The following is a 15,148-nucleotide window of genomic DNA, read 5'->3' as shown; positions in this document are numbered from 1 at the left end:
GAGCAAGGTCAAAGCTTTGGGGTTGACGACCTCAAGGTGCCAGTCTTTCAAAAAGAAAGTGGCGAGGACGTGCCCGTCTGCTACTGTTTTGGATGGACGCGCCGGCGCATCCGGCAAGAGCTGAAGGGATCCAAAACGCCCCAGGCCATTCTTGCCGAGATTGCCGCCCACATCAAAGCCAGGCGCTGTGGCTGCCAGGTCAACAACCCCCAGGGGTTTTGCTGTCTGGAAAATGTCAGGCAGGTCATCTTAGAAGTGCAGCAAGAGAAAGTTGGGGAACGAGATAGCTGAAGAGCCAAAAGACCAGAGATTTCTCCGTTCCAAGGGTAGCTTTGGTCGTACCATTCCTACGAGGATTGCGCACAGATTGTCCAACCTTCTAAAGGCAAACTTGTGTCTAGAACCTTCTTGGCTGGGGTGGGAATTATCGCAATTATCGGCTGAAATAGGCGTTGAGCCATTCCAGGCATTCCATAAAGTAAAACACTAGAGGTCCGGTAAAGACGTAGCTATCGCCCCGATCCAAAATGCCGCCGTGGCCGGGGATGAGATCCCCGGAGTCTTTGACACCGGCATCCCGCTTCATCAGCGATTCCGTTAGGTCGCCCAACAGGCTCGTTAGCCCAATCAAAAACCCCAGCACGCTGCCGCTCCACCAGCGCCAGGGCCAGTTCAGATAGTAGGCTCCGGCCATGGCCAGGGCCACGCTGGCTGCGATCCCGGCCACGGCCCCTTCCACCGTTTTTTTTGGGCTGAGGAGGGAGAGCTTAGTGCGCCCAAAGGCCCGCCCACAGAGGTAGGCCGCTACATCGGCAGCAATGACACAGCCAATAGCCAACAGCGTAATCCACAGCCCTTCCCCCAGTCCTTGGGAAAAAGACAAAGCCCTGACCCGAATCCAGAAGCTGGGCAACAGCGCGCAGTAAAACAATCCCAAAATCGAGGTGGCAATGTCGGCGATGGTGGCCAGCTTGGGCTTAAAAAGCAGATAAAAGCAGATCACAGAACCGGCCACGATAAAAGCAGGGCTGGTCCACTCCGGCTTAACCTGCTGCAAAATCACCAGCACTTGGCTGGAAAACATGGTGGTGCGCATGGCCGGTGCATTGCCCTTGGCCTGCACCAAGCGAAAGAACTCCAGTTGGGCCAGAAAGACGATTAGCCCCATGGCCGCCGTGAAGTACCAGCCCCCTAGCAGGGTGACCGTCAGGGCAAACAGCACCGCCGCAAAACCGCTAACCCAACGGGCTCCCATAGGCGCACCCCGTCACGTTGGTTGGCCAAATATCTCTTGCCCGCGGCTCCAGGTCGAAGTCCGATCCGAAGGCAGAAGAAGCCCTCATCCTTGCGCTCTTGGTGTTCGGGATTCGCGTCTGCGCGACGAAGTCTTGATGCGGCTGCTGCAAAATGGAAACGCCTCTTGCCCTAGCCCTTCAGTTTAACTCTCCTGGATCTCAAACAACTGCCCTTGGCCCTACAGGGTGGAACTTACGGGCAAGGTGGCAGGCAAATCCCAACAAGCGATCCTTGAGCATGAGATAATAGGCAAACTGCAAAGCTCACTGCTGACCGCCTAGGACATTCCTGACTCGTTGCACTGCAGCATGGTTCAAGAACTTACTTCTCGCTCTACGACTGCTCGCATTTCTGCCCAAGAGGCTCGCCTTCTCTATGAAGACATGGTGCTGGGCCGCCTGTTTGAGGACAAGTGCGCCGAGATGTACTACAAGGGCAAGATGTTCGGCTTTGTGCACCTGTACAACGGCCAAGAGGCTGTTTCCACGGGGGTGATCAAGGCGCTCAAGCCCACCGACTACGTGTGCAGCACCTACCGGGATCACGTGCATGCCCTCAGCGCCGGGATCCCCCCGCGGGCGGTGATGGCGGAGCTGTTCGGCAAGGCCACCGGCTGCAGCAAGGGCCGCGGCGGCTCGATGCACCTGTTCTCGGCGGAGCACAACTTTTTGGGCGGCTATGCCTTTGTGGCCGAGGGGATCCCGGTGGCCACAGGGGCGGCCTTTTCGGCCAAGTACCGCGGCACCGACCAGGTGACAGCCTGCTTCTTTGGGGATGGAGCCTGCAACAACGGCCAGTTCTACGAGTGTCTCAACATGGCCGCCCTCTGGAAGTTGCCCATCCTCTATGTGGTGGAAAACAACTTCTGGGCTATCGGCATGGCCCACAAACGGGCCACTTCAGTAACCGACATCTACCTCAAGGGCCCTGCTTTTGGCATGCCCGGCTACCAAGTGGACGGCATGGACGTGCTGGCGGTGCGAGAGGCTGCCCAACAAGCTATTGCCCGGGCCCGCGCCGGCGAAGGCCCCACCCTGCTGGAGTGCATCACCTATCGTTTCCGGGGCCATTCCCTCGCCGATCCTGACGAGCTGCGCAGCCCGGAAGAAAAAGAGTTCTGGCGGCAGCGGGATCCCATCCAACGACTGGAACGCTACGCATTGGAACACAACTTGATGACCGAGGCAGACTTTCAGGCCATCCACGCCGAGGTTGGCGCTGCGATTGAAGATGCGGTAACCTTTGCCCTCGAAAGCCCAGAGCCCACCCTGGACGAGCTACATCGCTTTGTGTTTGCCGAAGACGAATAGATCCAGGGCAAACCCCAGCCACAAAAGGCCGCCGATCTGTTTCCAGCCTGTTCCGACGGATTACAGGCAGGGCTGGCTCTTTTGAGCTGAGGGATCCTGCCGACCCCGAAAAGGGTGTGAAGGCATCAGCGACCCACCTGAGCCCAGCAACCCTCGAGGATCCTCAATGCTTAACATCGGGAAACCCTTCCAGAGATCTGCGCAATAGAGCAGCCTTTTTTGTAAATATCACTTCCCATTTGTTTACATAGCTTCATATCATTGAGGTATTGAGCATGAGTATTTATTCCTGGTCATGAGCAATCCTCTTGAGTTTCCTTGGCTGTCGGCCCTGGTGCTCTTGCCGCTGCTGGCAGCCTTTGGGATCCCTTTGATCCCTCAGAGCCGTTGGGCGCGTTGGTATGCCCTCGCTGTGGGGGCTTTTGATTTGGGTCTGATGGTCTATGTCTTTGCGCGGCACTACGACCTGCAGGATTTTTCGCTGCAACTGGCGGAGCGCTACGCCTGGGTGCCCCAGATCGGGTTTCACTGGTCGCTGGCGGTGGATGGCCTGTCCTTTCCGCTGGTGTTGCTCTCGGGCTTGATTACGACCCTGTCGATCGGGGCGGCTTGGAATCTCACCCACAAGCCGCGTTTGTTTTTCTTCCTGCTGCTGCTGATGTACGGCGCCCAGGTGGGCGTGTTCCTGGCGCAGGATCTGCTCCTGTTCTTCTTGATGTGGGAGATCGAGCTGGTGCCGGTCTATCTGCTGATTGCCATTTGGGGTGGGCCGCAGCGCCAGTACGCCGCCACCAAGTTCATCCTCTACACCGCTGCCGCCTCTATTTTTATTCTGGTGGGATCCCTGGCGATGGCCTTCTACGGCGAGGGCTTTAGCTTGGAGATGGCAGAGCTGAGCGCAAAATCCTACCCGCTGGCACTGCAGATCTTGGTGTATGCGGCTTTCCTGATTGCCTTTGGGGTGAAGCTGCCGATTTTTCCAGTTCACACCTGGCTGCCGGATGCTCATAGCGAAGCCTCGGCGCCCATTTCCATGATCCTGGCCGGGGTGCTGCTCAAGATGGGGGGCTACGGCCTCATCCGCCTGAACGTGGGCATCTTGTCGGAGGCCCATGTGTACTTTGCCCCGGTGCTGGCGGTGTTGGGCACGGTGAACATCATCTACGGGGCGCTGGCCGCCTTTGGGCAAAACCACCTCAAGCGGCGCTTGGCCTATTCGTCCATTGCCCATATGGGCTTTGTGTTGATCGGGATCTCTGCCTTCACGGAGTTGGGCATCAACGGCGCCCTCTTGCAAATGATCTCCCACGGTCTGATCGCTGCAGTTTTGTTCTTCCTGACAGGGATCACCTACGAGCGCACCCATACCCTTGCCCTCGACAAGTTGGGCGGGTTGGCCAAGCAAATGCCAAAGGCTTTTGCCCTGTTTACAGCAGGATCCCTGGCCTCGTTGGCGCTACCCGGGATGAGCGGATTTGTGGGTGAGCTGACGGTGTTCTTGGGCTTGATCACCAGCGATGCCTATGCGCCGACCTTCAAGGCAGGAATTGCTCTGCTGGCGGCAGTGGGCATTATTCTGACGCCCATTTACTTGCTCTCTATGCTGCGGCAGGTGTTCTACGGGGCTCAGGATCCCGGCTTGGTGTTGGAAGACTACCTGGGGGATCTGCGCCCGCGAGAAATGGCGGTGGCTCTCTGTCTGCTGTTGCCGATTCTCGGCATTGGCCTCTACCCGCGGCTGGCTACCCAAACCTACGATGTTACGACGGTGGCGGTAGCTGCTCAGTTGCGCAGTGTGTTGGCAACTGAAATTGTGCAGCGGCCTTTCTTGCCGGTGCAACCGGCCCAGGTGGCGGCTCTGACCCTGGAAGATTGAAACGGGGTCAAGACCTCGGTTGTTCTCTATCCCTCAATTAGCCCAGAAGAGCTGGTGTTCGAGGAGCAACTCGACTCAACCTTCAGCTCTTCTTTTTGTTTTTTTAAGCTTCTTTTAAGTTTTAAGGTTGGATTTAGGATTGGGGATGCTCCTGGGCTGGGATTTTCCGATGGTTGATTGTTCTTGGGCTGCCAATCCTAGCGGTGATCGGTACGAATGGAGTTCTGTTCCATCAGGTTTAGCTGCACCACCAACCACCAGAGGGTTACATCCGAATAGGTCGCCCGACGCTTGAGCCGAGAAATGGAGTGTACCGGGTTTTGGCTGTCGATCATCCACTCCGAAGCGATGATTTGGCCACGTTGCTGAGCATTCATGGTTTCTCCCTCCGCTCGCCAACTGCTCAATACTTAGGATGGCTAATACCCAGAATGGCCAATTTGCACGGGAGTGTGTGAAAAAATATATTACACAGGCATCTCCAAAGTCGGCTAACTTTCTTAGCAATAGGGATCTCATCAGCTGCTGGGTTGCCGATTCGCCGTCCGGGAACGAGAAAAACCTTGTAAAAAGGGCAAAATATTGGCTGAGTGGATCCCCTCTATCTTCACAAGTCTTAAAACCGGAAAGATCCCATCTCTCTACTGGCCTGAAGGTCTGGGTTCTACCTCTGTTTGCCAACCTTTATAGCAGCAACCCTTGAGAAGTCCAAAACAACGATGAGAGCCAAGGCCACCTCCCCCCAGCCCGCCGCTGCTTTTGCAGAAGTGGTGGAGGCCAACACCACAACCTTTGTGGCCCAGTGCTTCGAGCCGGAACGCTTGACCTTCCCGCCTATGCCTGCTCTCGGCAGTTGGACGCGCTCCCAAGACGAGGAGACCGGCAACCCGATCTATGGAGTGGTTTGCTATGCCGCCATTGCGCCCATCGACACGATTCACCGCACCCGAGCTTTGGGTCTCTCCCCTGAGGAGTTGCGGGAGCAGCAGCCTCAAATTTTCGCCATGTTGCGCACCGATTTCCGCGCGGCCATTGTCGGCTTTGTCAGTGGGGGGCGGGTCTACCAGTACCTGCCGCCACGCCCTCCCCAGATTCACCAGCCAGTTTATCTCTGCTCCGATACAGAGGTCAGGGAGTTTTGCCGCTCTTTCGAGTTTTTGCGTACTCTGCTACGGGTCAACGGGATCCCGACCGATGAGCTGGTGGCTGCCGTGATTCGCCAGACTTACCGAATCCTGAACTGGGATCGCAACTGGCTTTTACAGGCAGGTCGGCAGTTAAGCTCGCTGTTGCGGGACGATTACGAGCATCTCAGCGCGATTTTACGAAAGATTGAAGTATAGGCGAAGAAATGTTGAGAATGGCCTTGGATCCTTCTTGAGTCGAGCTAGAGGGTGATAATCTGAGGCAGTTTGCTGTGGGATGTGTTCCTTTTGTATCCTCTTTCCGCTGTAAAAATGTTTAACAAATTCAATTCTTCTGATAAGCCCTCTAAAGGCAATTGGGCAGGCCGCACCTTTTCTGCTGCTGCGGGCGCTGTAGTGGCAGCCGGTGTTTGCATTGCCCACGGTCAGCCGGCTCATGTGTCGCTGTGGGTGGCCTGTTGCGCGACCGTATTTACCCTTGTTTTGGATGAGATGGGCTGGATTTAGGCTCAGTATCAATCGGCTTTGGGTTGTGCTGCATTGAGAAACCGGACTAAAGCAGAGATCAACCACTAGGAAATCTCAAATAGAGCTCCCTGCCCATCTGGGCTTGCGGCTTAGGTGAAGGGATCCCTTCATCCTGCTTCGCGGGCTGCCCGCACCAACAATCCTGCTGTGATCAGCCCTGCCAAAATAGAGCTGCCGCCATGGCTGAACAAAGGCAGGGGCACACCTGTGGTGGGCAGGATCCCGGTGACCACGCCGATATTCATTAGCGACTGCCCCACCAAAAACATCAGGCAGCCGCAGGCTACCAGGCGAATGGGCAACTCTCGGCAGCGACCCATCACCCGCCAGCCCAGCAGGGTATAGAAGGTCAGTAGCCCCAGAAAGAACAGGGATCCGGCCAAGCCGAACTCCTCTGCGTACACCGAGAAGATGAAGTCGGTGTATTGGATGGGCAGATAAAACAGCTTTTGCTGGGAAAGGCCATACCCCTTGCCCCACAGGCCGCCAGAGCCAATGGCCAACAGGCTTTGCACCAACTGGTAGCCATCCCCTTGGGCATTGCCCCAGGGATCCAAAAAAGCCAGGATGCGCCGCCGTTGGTAGTCTTTGCTGAGAATGCTGGCCACGGTTGCCAGAATCCCCAGCCCCGCTGTGGCCAGAAGGGAGAAAGCTGGGATCCCGGCAGCCCAAGCCATGACCCAGAGGGTAAGGCCACAAATGGCCGTGGTGCCCAGGTTGGGCTGGGCGAGGATCCCCAAGAGGGCAAAGGCGAAGATGCCCACCCACAAGACGCGGAACCAGAGCGGGTGGTGAAACCAGCGGCCAAAGACCCAGGCTCCCTGCAACACCAACAGGGGCTTGAGCAATTCGGAAGGCTGGATAATCGGGATCACCTTTAAGTCCAGCCAGCGGCTGGCCTCCAGGCGGGAAACCCCCAGCCCCGGCACTTGGGTGGCCCACACCAAGCCAACTCCCACCAAGCAGAGGATCCCGGCCCAGGGGAACCAGCGCCGCAAGGGGATCCGCACCAGAGCCGAAAAGCAACTCAGCCCCAGCCCGGCCCAGACCAATTGGCGCCTGAAAAAGTAGAGGCCATCGCCACTGATCCGCTGAGCCACGGGGTAGGAAGCAGAAAACAGCATCATCAGCCCCAGAGCCAGCCAGACCAGGGTGAGCCAGCGCAGCCAGCGAGCTTCAGCATTCCAGGGATCCCTGGAGGGCTTGGCAGCAGGCTCGGAAATGGTTGCCACGGTGTTCAAAGCTGGAGTACTGGTCGAAACTGGCGCAGGCGGGAGACAGCAAAACGGTGATGGGTTGAGCAGGGGCTCCGTCCCGCTGACGCGAGAGGGAACAGGCCGCTGCCAAGGCCCTTTCCACAGCTAGATCTAGGGTTGGCACGAGCTCAACGTCAGTATAGTGGATCCCCTTGAGGGCCGCGGCCAGAGTGGGGCCAGCCTCTCCAATCAGCAGCACCCGCGCCACCTTGGCCCGAATCAACTGCAGCCAGGCGGCGGGATCCCCCTGCTTGGCCCTTCCCCCGGCAATCAAAACAATGGGTGGGGGGAGGGCGTTGAGCGCCACCCAGCCGGCCTCGTAGTTGGTGGCCTTGCTGTCGTTGACGAAGCGGATGAGGGTGGATCCCATCTGGATTTGCGCCACCCGCTCCAGCCGATGGGGCATGCCGGCAAAGGATCGGATGGCTTTTTGAATGGCGGCGTTGGGGATCCCGGCCAGACGCGCTGCTGCTGCCGCCAAGAGCAGGTTTTGCAGATTGTGTTGGCCGGGGCAGCGTTCTGCAAAGTCTCCCAACTCCGCCACCGCTTCCCCCTGGATATAGAGGCAGCTTTCCCGCAGGTCAACGAATGCAGTGGGATCCCGTTGTCCAGCAACAAGGGAAATCCAATAGGTGTTTTCCCAGTCCTGTCGGCGGCGGCACAGGTAGGGATCCTCGCCATTCACGACCCGCCACTGGGCCCGATCCAAGAGGCGAGCCTTGAAGCCGGCATAGCGCTCCAGCGTCCCGTGCCGTTCCAAGTGATCGGGAGTGAAGGTGGTCCACACCCCAATGCGCGGCGGCCCCCCAGGCGTACTGCTCATGAGGCGGCTGCTGGCTTCCAACTGATAGCTGCTCAGCTCCGCCACGATCCAATCCGGCTCTAGCTTTCCCTGGAGCGTTTCCAAAGCCACCTGAGAGAGGGGAAGGCCGATATTGCCGCAGGGGATCCCTTCTAGCCCCGCGGCTTTGAACATCTCCGCCACCAGCGCCGTGGTGGTGCTTTTGCCGTTGGTGCCGGTGATCCCCACCCAAGGCAGGTGCTCAAGGTAGCGCCAGGCCAGCTCCGCTTCCCCCACCACCTCGATCCCCTGTTGACGCGCCGCCTGCAGCAGCGGGTGATCCCAGGCAATGCCCGGACTGACCACCACCTGCTCCACTCCTGTTGCCAGTTGAAAAGGCTCCCCCAGCCGAACGGGGATCCCTTCCTGGCTCAACTCGGCCTGCCGCTGCCGCAGGAGAGGGGACTCTTGCTCATCCCAAACCAGCACTTCATACCCTTGGGCCCGCAACAGTCGCGCTGCCGCCAGCCCCGCAATACCCAGCCCCAAAACCTGATGGCCCACGTTGGTTTCCCCATCATCCCCCTAGGTCTGGATCTTACAATGGCTACATCCATCACCCTCTTCTTCTCTCTCACATAACGCTTTCTCAAGGGATCCCGATGGCCGGCGTGAGGTTTGGCATTGTTGTTTTTCCCGGGTCTAATTGCGACCGAGACGTAGCCTGGGTGGCCCGCAGCCTTTGCGGCTGCCCAACGCGGTTGATCTGGCACCGGGAGACGGATTTGTCAGGGCTGGATGTGGTGGTGCTGCCGGGGGGCTTCAGCTACGGGGATTATTTGCGTTGCGGGGCCATCGCCCGCTTTGCGCCGGTGATGGGATCCCTGGCCGAGCATGTGGCGCGGGGGGGCTATGTCTTGGGCATTTGCAACGGCTTCCAGATCTTGACAGAAGCCGGCCTGCTGCCGGGGGCGCTGGTGCGCAACGCCAACCTGCACTTTATCTGCGACCGGGTGGGGATCCGCGTGGAACGGCAGGATCTCCTGTGGACAAAGGCTTACCCCGGCGGAGCCACCCTGACCCTGCCCATTGCCCATGGAGAAGGCCGCTACACCTGCGATGCCGACACCCTCAAGCAGTTGCAAGACAGGGGGCAGATCGTCTTTCGCTATGCTCCGGTCGCGCCCAACGGCTCGGTGGATAACATTGCCGGCATTTGCGATCCCAGCGGTCGCATCCTCGGCCTGATGCCCCACCCGGAGCGGGCGGCAGATCCCGATTTGCCAGGGCAGGATGGGATCCCTTTCTGGCAGTCCATCGTAACCAGTCTTGCCAGTTGACTAAGACTGCTGGGCCTGAGCCAACACCTGGCGCACTTGGTTCACCATCTCCTCGTGATCCACTACTGGCTTAGCAATATAGCCATCGGCCCCACTCTGGGCCAAAAAGGCCTCGCGGTCGCCGCGCATGGCGTGGGCCGTCACCAAAATGATGGGAATGGAGCGGCTTTTGGGATCCCCCTTCAGCAGTTGGGCAATGCGGATCCCGTCCACTGCCTCGCCACGAAAGGTGCTTTGAGAGAGGGAGACATCCAGCAAAATCACGTCCACCTCGCGCGCCTGCGCCAGCCGTAGGATTTCCTCCACATCCTGGCTGTGAAAGACCTCAAACCCGCCTCGCCGCCGCAACACTTTGTCGAAAACGCGGGCGTTAATTGGATCGTCTTCCACCAGCAGCACTGTTGCCATCGCTAACCTAAAGTTGACTTAGTTGCGAACTCAAGCCCCGGCAATCCCCATAGTTCTGGAAACCATCCCGAAGCAATTCTAGCGATCCCATTCGAGCAGTGGGACAAGGGCTCCCCCTCTAAGATACTGATAACAAATCTCAATAAAGTAGAACCAGCAGCTACCCCCTCTACCAGCAGAAGAGGACAGCTACCGTTTTGAAAACAGCTTTGCTGGTTTGCCTGTGGGATACTCTACCAGCCTGGAACCGAGCGCCATCTGAAAACAAAACAAGGCCGGGGATTTTTCCGGCCTTGTACGGGGTACAACTGCCGTCTCTTTGGGCCGCCTCAATCCGCTAACGCTCTCGGCAAGCCGACAACAGCAGCCCCTAGCGCAGATTACTTCTTCTGAATCCTAGGAGTTTCGCGAAAGGCGACGGCAAAAAACAGAAGGCCCAAGGTCAAAAACAGAATAAAGGTGTAGGTGATGGCTTCCATACCGACCTCCAAATCAAAATTCTAAGGGGGCTTAATTCCAGATTAGCTTGGAGCCGCCAGCACCCCATCTCTCCAGAGAAACAGAGTGCCGACGGTCATCCCGCGAGAAAGCCTTACGCTTCTTGCACCTTGCGCGTGGTGGGATCCCCCACTTTTTGGAAGACACCGAATTCCACCATTTCCTCGCTCATGTTCGGGTCAATACCGGCAAACACATCCCGGAAGAGGGTGCGGGCGCCGTGCCAGATGTGGCCGAAGAAGAACAGCAGCGCAAAGACCGCATGGGCAAAGGTAAACCAACCGCGGGGACTGGTGTGGAAGGTGCCGTCGGCTTTGGGGGTTTCTCGGTCGAACTCGAAGAGCTGACCCAATTGGGCTTGGCGGGCATACTTCTTAACGGTTGCCGGGTCGGTAAACACCTGGCCGTCCAGTTTGCCGCCGTAGAACTCCACGGTCACGCCCACCTGCTCAAAGCTGTAGCGCGACTCGGCCCGGCGGAAGGGAATGTCCGCCCGCACCACGCCATCGGCATCGCGCAAGATGACCGGGAAGGTCTCGAAGAAGTTGGGCATGCGCTGCACCGTCAGCTCTCGCCCTTCGCGATCCCGGAACACCGGGTAGCCCAGCCACTCGATGGCAATGCCGTCTCCCTTGTTCATGGGACCGGCCCGGAACAGGCCCCCCTTGGCCGGGCTGTTACCCACGTAATCGTAGAAGAGCAGCGACTTGGGCAGAGAATCGTAGGCCTCACTGCGGGTCATCCCGGCTTCCATAGCCGCATTCACCCGCCGGTTAATCTCCTGGTTGAAATAGCCAGAATCCCATTGGTAGCGAGTAGGGCCAAACAGCTCCACAGGAGTCGTGGCACTGCCATACCACATCGTCCCGGCCACCACAAAACCAGCAAAAAACACCGCGGCAATTGAGCTGGACAGCACCGTCTCGATGTTCCCCATCCGCAGAGCGCGATAGAGGCGCTGGGGTGGGCGTACCGTCAGGTGAAACAAGCCGGCAATAATGCCGACAATGCCAGCAGCAATGTGGTGGGCCACCACACCCCCAGCGTTGTAGGGGTTAAACCCGGCTGGCCCCCATTCGGGTGCGACTGGCTGGACGTGCCCTGTCGTCGCATAGGGATCGCTCACCCACATCCCTGGGCCAAACACCCCCGTCAGGTGAAACGCGCCAAACCCAAAGCAGAGGATCCCCGCCAAGAGCAGGTGGATCCCAAACATTTTCGGCAAGTCCAAGGCCGGCTCGCCGGTACGGGGATCCCGGAACAGCTCCAGATCCCAGTAAACCCAATGCCAGCAGGCAGCCAAGAAGAGCAATCCGGACAAAACAATATGGGCAGTGGCTACCCCTTCAAACGTCCAAAAGCCCGTATTGGCCACGCTCTCGCCGTAGATATTCCAGCCGCCCCAGGAGTTGACCACCCCCAGGCGAACCATGAATGGCATGACAAACATGCCCTGACGCCACATCGGATTCAGGACAGGATCCGATGGATCAAAAATGGCCGTCTCGTAAAGCGCCATCGATCCGGCCCAACCTGCTACCAGAGCGGTATGCATCAGATGCACCGCAATCAGGCGACCTGGGTCATTCAGTACAACCGTATGGACCCGATACCACGGTAGTCCCATAAAGCTCGGTCCTCCACGTTCTCCAACACTTACGCAATATCCAGTCAAACCATTAAGCCGACATCTTCACCTGGGATCCTGACCTGAGCAGTTTCTTCAGGGTCGAGGAGTGCCGCACCCGCTTGAGCCAACGAGCGCACCCAAGGGGGATATCGCTCTCAGAATTTTTATCACGGGCATCAAACAGTATAACGAAACGCTACCGACCTGAGCGGCTTCAGCCAGGATGCCGTCTTATTTGGCATCATCTTCCCAGATCTCTCGCCGGAGATTAAAAATATGACTTAAAATGTAACAATACTTAGCAAACGCCGGTACTTCCCTGGCTCAGTCTGAAAGTGTCGTGGTTTCTGGCAAGGATATGGCAACGATTCGCTTTGTCAACGAGAATCGAGAGGTCGTCGTCGCGGAAGGCGCTAACCTGCGCTTGAAGGCGCTGGAGAATCAGATCGACCTCTACAAGATGATGGCCAAGCTGCTCAACTGCGGCGGCAACGGTCAATGTGGCACCTGCGTGGTGGAGATCGTCGAGGGATCCGAGAACCTCTCCCCTCGCACCGAGGCAGAAAACCGCAAGCTCAAGCGCAAACCGGATAGCTACCGCCTCGCCTGCCAGACCAAAGTGCTGGGGGATATTGCCGTCAAAACGAAGCCCTAACGCCCATTTTCTCTTTGGGCAAGCCGTACCTAAAGAGTGGTATGCTGACTGCCAGTTAGGCTTGTGGCGGTTGGAGCTATGGAGACGAATTACCTGGGCATCTTGGCCACTCTCTTGGTCGTTTTGGTGCCCGCCATCTTCCTGGTGATTTTGTACGTGCAAACCTCTAGCAGATCTGGCGGTTGACCCTACTGGCTCAAATCGGGCAAATGGCGTGCCCAAGGCCAGACAAAAAGGGGATCCTCTCGACAGGGAGGATCCCTTTGCTCTTGCAAGCCGGACGAACCAAAGGTACGCAGGTTAACGGCCTCAACCGGCCCGGTCAACCTGTTGCCTGAGCCGCCCTAGCTTGGTCAAATGTTCCTGCAGGCTCATACAAAAATTCAAACAGGTTGCCGTAGGGATCCTTACCGTAGAAAGAGGCAGTGCCATCCCGATGGCTGTGGATTTCTCCTACCCGAATGCCTTGGGATTTCAGGCGCTGGTGCTCTTGCTGGAGCTCCTCCAGGTTATCGAAGACAAAGCCAAAGTGCGGCCCTGCTGCGCGGTAGCCCGGCCCCAATAGCGCCAGCCCATCGTCCCCTGCTTTCATGTAGGCCCAGTCGGGATCCTGCCAGACATTGACCATGCCCAACTTTTGGTAGAACTCCACTGCCTTGGGGATGTCTTCTACCCGGATGGCGACATGCCCGAGTTGCCTAAGTGCCATGGTTCTCTCTCTGCTCAATGGAGCCAACTGCAAGGGTTCTCCTGTAATCCAGCATAGCTTGGGGGAGGAGCCCCTCTTCACTCCCCAGCGAGCAGAGATGGGATCCAATCAATTTCAACCTCATGTCAAGCCAAGGCCAGGCCAACGCTTAGGCTGTTGGCTGGGTGGCCAGGAATCGTTCTAGCTCGCTCAAGGCTTCTGCATCCATTTTGGTTTGCATGGGGCAGAACTTCGGCCCGCACATCGAGCAAAACTCCGCCGTTTTGTAGATATCTGCCGGCAAGGTTTCGTCGTGATATTCGCGCGCCCGCTCTGGATCCAAAGACAACTCAAATTGTCGGTTCCAGTCGAAGTTGTAGCGGGCTCTGGACATTTCGTCATCGCGATCCCTGGCCCCAGGACGGTGGCGGGCAATATCGGCAGCGTGGGCGGCAATTTTGTAGGCAATGAGGCCGTTGCGCACATCCTCGGCATTGGGCAAGCCCAGGTGTTCTTTGGGGGTTACGTAGCAGAGCATCGCTGCCCCGTACCAGCCGGCCAAGGCCGCCCCAATGGCAGAGCTGATGTGGTCATAGCCGGCGGCAATATCGGTTACCAGCGGCCCCAAAACGTAGAAAGGAGCCTCGTCGCACTCCTCCATTTGCTTGCGCACGTTAAACTCAATTTGATCCATCGGCACGTGCCCAGGCCCTTCCACCATCACCTGCACATCGTGTTCCCAGGCCAGGCGGGTCAACTGTCCCAGGGTTTTCAACTCCGCCATCTGGGCCTCGTCAGAAGCATCGTGCAGACATCCGGGCCGCAAGGAATCTCCCAGACTAAAAGAGACATCGTATTTCTTGAAAATCTCGATGATGTCGCGGAAGTGGGTGTAGAGCGGATTTTGCTTGTGGTGGGCCAACATCCAACGGGCCAGGATCCCGCCTCCGCGAGAGACAATTCCGGTTAGACGGTTGCGCACCAACGGCAAGTGTTGGATCAGGATCCCGGCATGGATGGTCATGTAGTCCACCCCCTGCTGGGCCTGCTTTTCGATGATGTGCAAGATATCCTCTGCCGAGAGTTTTTCGACATTGCCATGCACACTTTCCAGGGCCTGGTAGATCGGCACCGTGCCAATGGGCACCGGAGAAGCTTGGATAATGGCCGTGCGAATTTCGTCCAAGTCGCCACCGCCGGTGGACAGATCCATAACGGTATCGGCGCCGTATTTGATGGCCAATTTCAGCTTTTCCAGCTCCTCGGCCAACCCAGAGGAAGTGGGGGAAGCGCCGATGTTGGCATTGACTTTGCAGCGGGAGGCGATCCCGATGCACATCGGCTCTAGGTTGGTGTGATGAATATTGGCAGGGATGATCATGCGGCCCCGCGCCACCTCTGAGCGGATCAGCTCCGGTGGCAGGTTTTCCCGCCGAGCCACGTAGTCCATCTCTTCTGTAATCACGCCCTGCCGGGCAAAGTGCATTTGCGTTACATTTGCTTGCCCACGCCGGCGGGCAACCCATTCGCTGCGCATGGTGTCAACTCCAGTGCTCGCTTTCCTACGCTGGTATGACCCAGATCAGGTTCTGAGGATGTAATCTCAGCCTGGGGCAAAACCCCCAGACACTCCTAGCGTGCTGTGATTCTATCACCGAAAGTAAACTACCTGACTCCGACCGCTAAGCGGTACGGAGCGGGCTTTCCGTAGCCCTGCAGTTGGCAAGCCAACCACGG

16 protein-coding genes, 1 pseudogene and 1 riboswitch are annotated in these 15,148 nt (G+C 57.9%); of the genes and pseudogenes, 8 read left to right on the top strand and 9 right to left on the bottom strand.

Going from position 1 to position 15,148, the window contains the following annotated elements; all coding sequences use genetic code 11:
* Nucleotides 1–291 (top strand): annotated as a pseudogene (locus tag NW844_RS09225) ((2Fe-2S)-binding protein); the annotation flags it as partial.
* Between the two features lie 142 nt (nt 292–433).
* Here the strand turns inward: NW844_RS09225 and NW844_RS09220 are convergent.
* A complete protein-coding gene (locus tag NW844_RS09220) occupies nt 434–1,255 on the bottom strand; it encodes a phosphatidate cytidylyltransferase (protein ID WP_414335095.1) in 822 nt (273 codons plus the stop codon).
* Between the two features lie 349 nt (nt 1,256–1,604).
* Between NW844_RS09220 and pdhA the strand changes: the two genes are divergently transcribed.
* Together pdhA and NW844_RS09210 are read left to right on the top strand one after the other, a co-directional pair.
* The gene (gene pdhA, locus NW844_RS09215) at nt 1,605–2,606 is read left to right on the top strand and encodes a pyruvate dehydrogenase (acetyl-transferring) E1 component subunit alpha (protein ID WP_414335094.1); all 1,002 of its coding nucleotides are present in this window, start codon (nt 1,605–1,607) and stop codon (nt 2,604–2,606) included.
* A gap of 295 nt (nt 2,607–2,901) precedes the next feature.
* Complete coding sequence (locus NW844_RS09210) at nt 2,902–4,482, top strand: NAD(P)H-quinone oxidoreductase subunit 4 (RefSeq protein ID WP_414335093.1); 1,581 nt, start codon at nt 2,902–2,904, stop codon at nt 4,480–4,482.
* 197 nt (nt 4,483–4,679) lie between these two features.
* Here the strand turns inward: NW844_RS09210 and NW844_RS09205 are convergent, their stop codons facing one another.
* Nucleotides 4,680–4,859 carry a hypothetical protein gene (locus tag NW844_RS09205; protein WP_414335092.1) on the bottom strand — a complete coding sequence of 60 codons (180 nt, stop codon included), beginning with the start codon at nt 4,857–4,859 and terminating at the stop codon, nt 4,680–4,682.
* Nucleotides 4,860–5,201: 342 nt separating this feature from the next.
* Here NW844_RS09205 and NW844_RS09200 point away from each other — a divergent pair, with 342 nt between their 5' ends.
* Nucleotides 5,202–5,825 (top strand): hypothetical protein, encoded by a 624-nt coding sequence (locus tag NW844_RS09200; protein WP_414335091.1) that lies wholly within the window; start codon nt 5,202–5,204, stop codon nt 5,823–5,825.
* Between the two features lie 69 nt (nt 5,826–5,894).
* The gene (locus NW844_RS09195) at nt 5,895–6,134 is read left to right on the top strand and encodes a hypothetical protein (protein WP_414335090.1); all 240 of its coding nucleotides are present in this window, start codon (nt 5,895–5,897) and stop codon (nt 6,132–6,134) included.
* 128 nt (nt 6,135–6,262) lie between these two features.
* Here NW844_RS09195 and NW844_RS09190 read toward each other — a convergent pair whose 3' ends face one another.
* On the bottom strand, nt 6,263–7,387 hold the full coding sequence (locus tag NW844_RS09190; RefSeq protein ID WP_414335089.1) for an FtsW/RodA/SpoVE family cell cycle protein: 1,125 nt from the start codon (nt 7,385–7,387) through the stop codon (nt 6,263–6,265).
* The gene (gene murD / locus NW844_RS09185) at nt 7,332–8,756 is read right to left on the bottom strand and encodes a UDP-N-acetylmuramoyl-L-alanine--D-glutamate ligase (RefSeq protein WP_414335088.1); all 1,425 of its coding nucleotides are present in this window, start codon (nt 8,754–8,756) and stop codon (nt 7,332–7,334) included. The genes NW844_RS09190 and murD overlap by 56 nt, the downstream gene beginning before the upstream one ends.
* A gap of 98 nt (nt 8,757–8,854) precedes the next feature.
* Here murD and purQ point away from each other — a divergent pair, with 98 nt between their 5' ends.
* Nucleotides 8,855–9,532: a phosphoribosylformylglycinamidine synthase subunit PurQ gene (gene purQ, locus NW844_RS09180; protein WP_414335087.1), complete on the top strand. Its 678-nt coding sequence runs from the start codon at nt 8,855–8,857 to the stop codon at nt 9,530–9,532.
* Here purQ and NW844_RS09175 read toward each other — a convergent pair whose 3' ends face one another.
* The 3 genes from NW844_RS09175 to psbB all read right to left on the bottom strand — a co-directional run bounded on the left by NW844_RS09175 (nt 9,533) and on the right by psbB (nt 12,065).
* Nucleotides 9,533–9,940, bottom strand: coding sequence for a response regulator (locus tag NW844_RS09175; protein ID WP_414335086.1), 408 nt, complete (start codon nt 9,938–9,940; stop codon nt 9,533–9,535).
* 380 nt (nt 9,941–10,320) lie between these two features.
* A complete protein-coding gene (locus NW844_RS09170; protein ID WP_011429542.1) occupies nt 10,321–10,419 on the bottom strand; it encodes a photosystem II reaction center protein T in 99 nt (32 codons plus the stop codon).
* A 113-nt stretch (nt 10,420–10,532) separates the two neighbouring features.
* Complete coding sequence (psbB, locus tag NW844_RS09165; RefSeq protein WP_414335085.1) at nt 10,533–12,065, bottom strand: photosystem II chlorophyll-binding protein CP47; 1,533 nt, start codon at nt 12,063–12,065, stop codon at nt 10,533–10,535.
* A gap of 361 nt (nt 12,066–12,426) precedes the next feature.
* On the opposite strand from psbB, the gene NW844_RS09160 reads away from it, so the two are divergent.
* Nucleotides 12,427–12,723 carry a 2Fe-2S iron-sulfur cluster-binding protein gene (locus tag NW844_RS09160; RefSeq protein ID WP_414335084.1) on the top strand — a complete coding sequence of 99 codons (297 nt, stop codon included), beginning with the start codon at nt 12,427–12,429 and terminating at the stop codon, nt 12,721–12,723.
* Nucleotides 12,724–12,801: 78 nt separating this feature from the next.
* A complete protein-coding gene (gene psbM / locus NW844_RS09155) occupies nt 12,802–12,909 on the top strand; it encodes a photosystem II reaction center protein PsbM (protein WP_414335083.1) in 108 nt (35 codons plus the stop codon).
* 136 nt (nt 12,910–13,045) lie between these two features.
* Here the strand turns inward: psbM and NW844_RS09150 are convergent, their stop codons facing one another.
* Both NW844_RS09150 and thiC read right to left on the bottom strand, forming a co-directional pair.
* Nucleotides 13,046–13,432: a VOC family protein gene (locus tag NW844_RS09150; RefSeq protein WP_414335082.1), complete on the bottom strand. Its 387-nt coding sequence runs from the start codon at nt 13,430–13,432 to the stop codon at nt 13,046–13,048.
* Nucleotides 13,433–13,580: 148 nt separating this feature from the next.
* Entirely contained in the window at nt 13,581–14,948 is a 1,368-nt protein-coding gene (gene thiC / locus NW844_RS09145) for a phosphomethylpyrimidine synthase ThiC (protein WP_414335081.1), read from the bottom strand.
* A 5-nt stretch (nt 14,949–14,953) separates the two neighbouring features.
* Nucleotides 14,954–15,055, bottom strand: a riboswitch (TPP riboswitch).
* Between the last annotated feature and the right edge of the window lie 93 nt (nt 15,056–15,148).

The sequence above is a fragment of the Synechococcus sp. H55.2 genome (genome assembly GCF_047462495.1).
Lineage (GTDB): Bacteria > Cyanobacteriota > Cyanobacteriia > Thermostichales > Thermostichaceae > Thermostichus.
The sequence above is the reverse complement of the archived record's forward strand: the minus strand, read 5'-3'. Positions and strand labels throughout refer to the sequence as shown.

Bases quoted from the DNA above. Each gene is read 5' to 3' on its own strand.
- purQ (WP_414335087.1), top strand. From the start codon at position 8,855: ATGGCCGGCGTGAGGTTTGGCATTGTTGTTTTTCCCGGGTCTAATTGC.
- NW844_RS09205 (WP_414335092.1), bottom strand. From the start codon at position 4,859: ATGAATGCTCAGCAACGTGGCCAAATCATCGCTTCGGAGTGGATGATC.
- psbM (WP_414335083.1), top strand. From the start codon at position 12,802: ATGGAGACGAATTACCTGGGCATCTTGGCCACTCTCTTGGTCGTTTTG.
- NW844_RS09210 (WP_414335093.1), top strand. From the start codon at position 2,902: ATGAGCAATCCTCTTGAGTTTCCTTGGCTGTCGGCCCTGGTGCTCTTG.
- psbB (WP_414335085.1), bottom strand. From the start codon at position 12,065: ATGGGACTACCGTGGTATCGGGTCCATACGGTTGTACTGAATGACCCA.
- NW844_RS09160 (WP_414335084.1), top strand. From the start codon at position 12,427: ATGGCAACGATTCGCTTTGTCAACGAGAATCGAGAGGTCGTCGTCGCG.
- NW844_RS09175 (WP_414335086.1), bottom strand. From the start codon at position 9,940: ATGGCAACAGTGCTGCTGGTGGAAGACGATCCAATTAACGCCCGCGTT.
- NW844_RS09200 (WP_414335091.1), top strand. From the start codon at position 5,202: ATGAGAGCCAAGGCCACCTCCCCCCAGCCCGCCGCTGCTTTTGCAGAA.
- NW844_RS09170 (WP_011429542.1), bottom strand. From the start codon at position 10,419: ATGGAAGCCATCACCTACACCTTTATTCTGTTTTTGACCTTGGGCCTT.
- NW844_RS09220 (WP_414335095.1), bottom strand. From the start codon at position 1,255: ATGGGAGCCCGTTGGGTTAGCGGTTTTGCGGCGGTGCTGTTTGCCCTG.
- thiC (WP_414335081.1), bottom strand. From the start codon at position 14,948: ATGCGCAGCGAATGGGTTGCCCGCCGGCGTGGGCAAGCAAATGTAACG.
- pdhA (WP_414335094.1), top strand. From the start codon at position 1,605: ATGGTTCAAGAACTTACTTCTCGCTCTACGACTGCTCGCATTTCTGCC.
- NW844_RS09150 (WP_414335082.1), bottom strand. From the start codon at position 13,432: ATGGCACTTAGGCAACTCGGGCATGTCGCCATCCGGGTAGAAGACATC.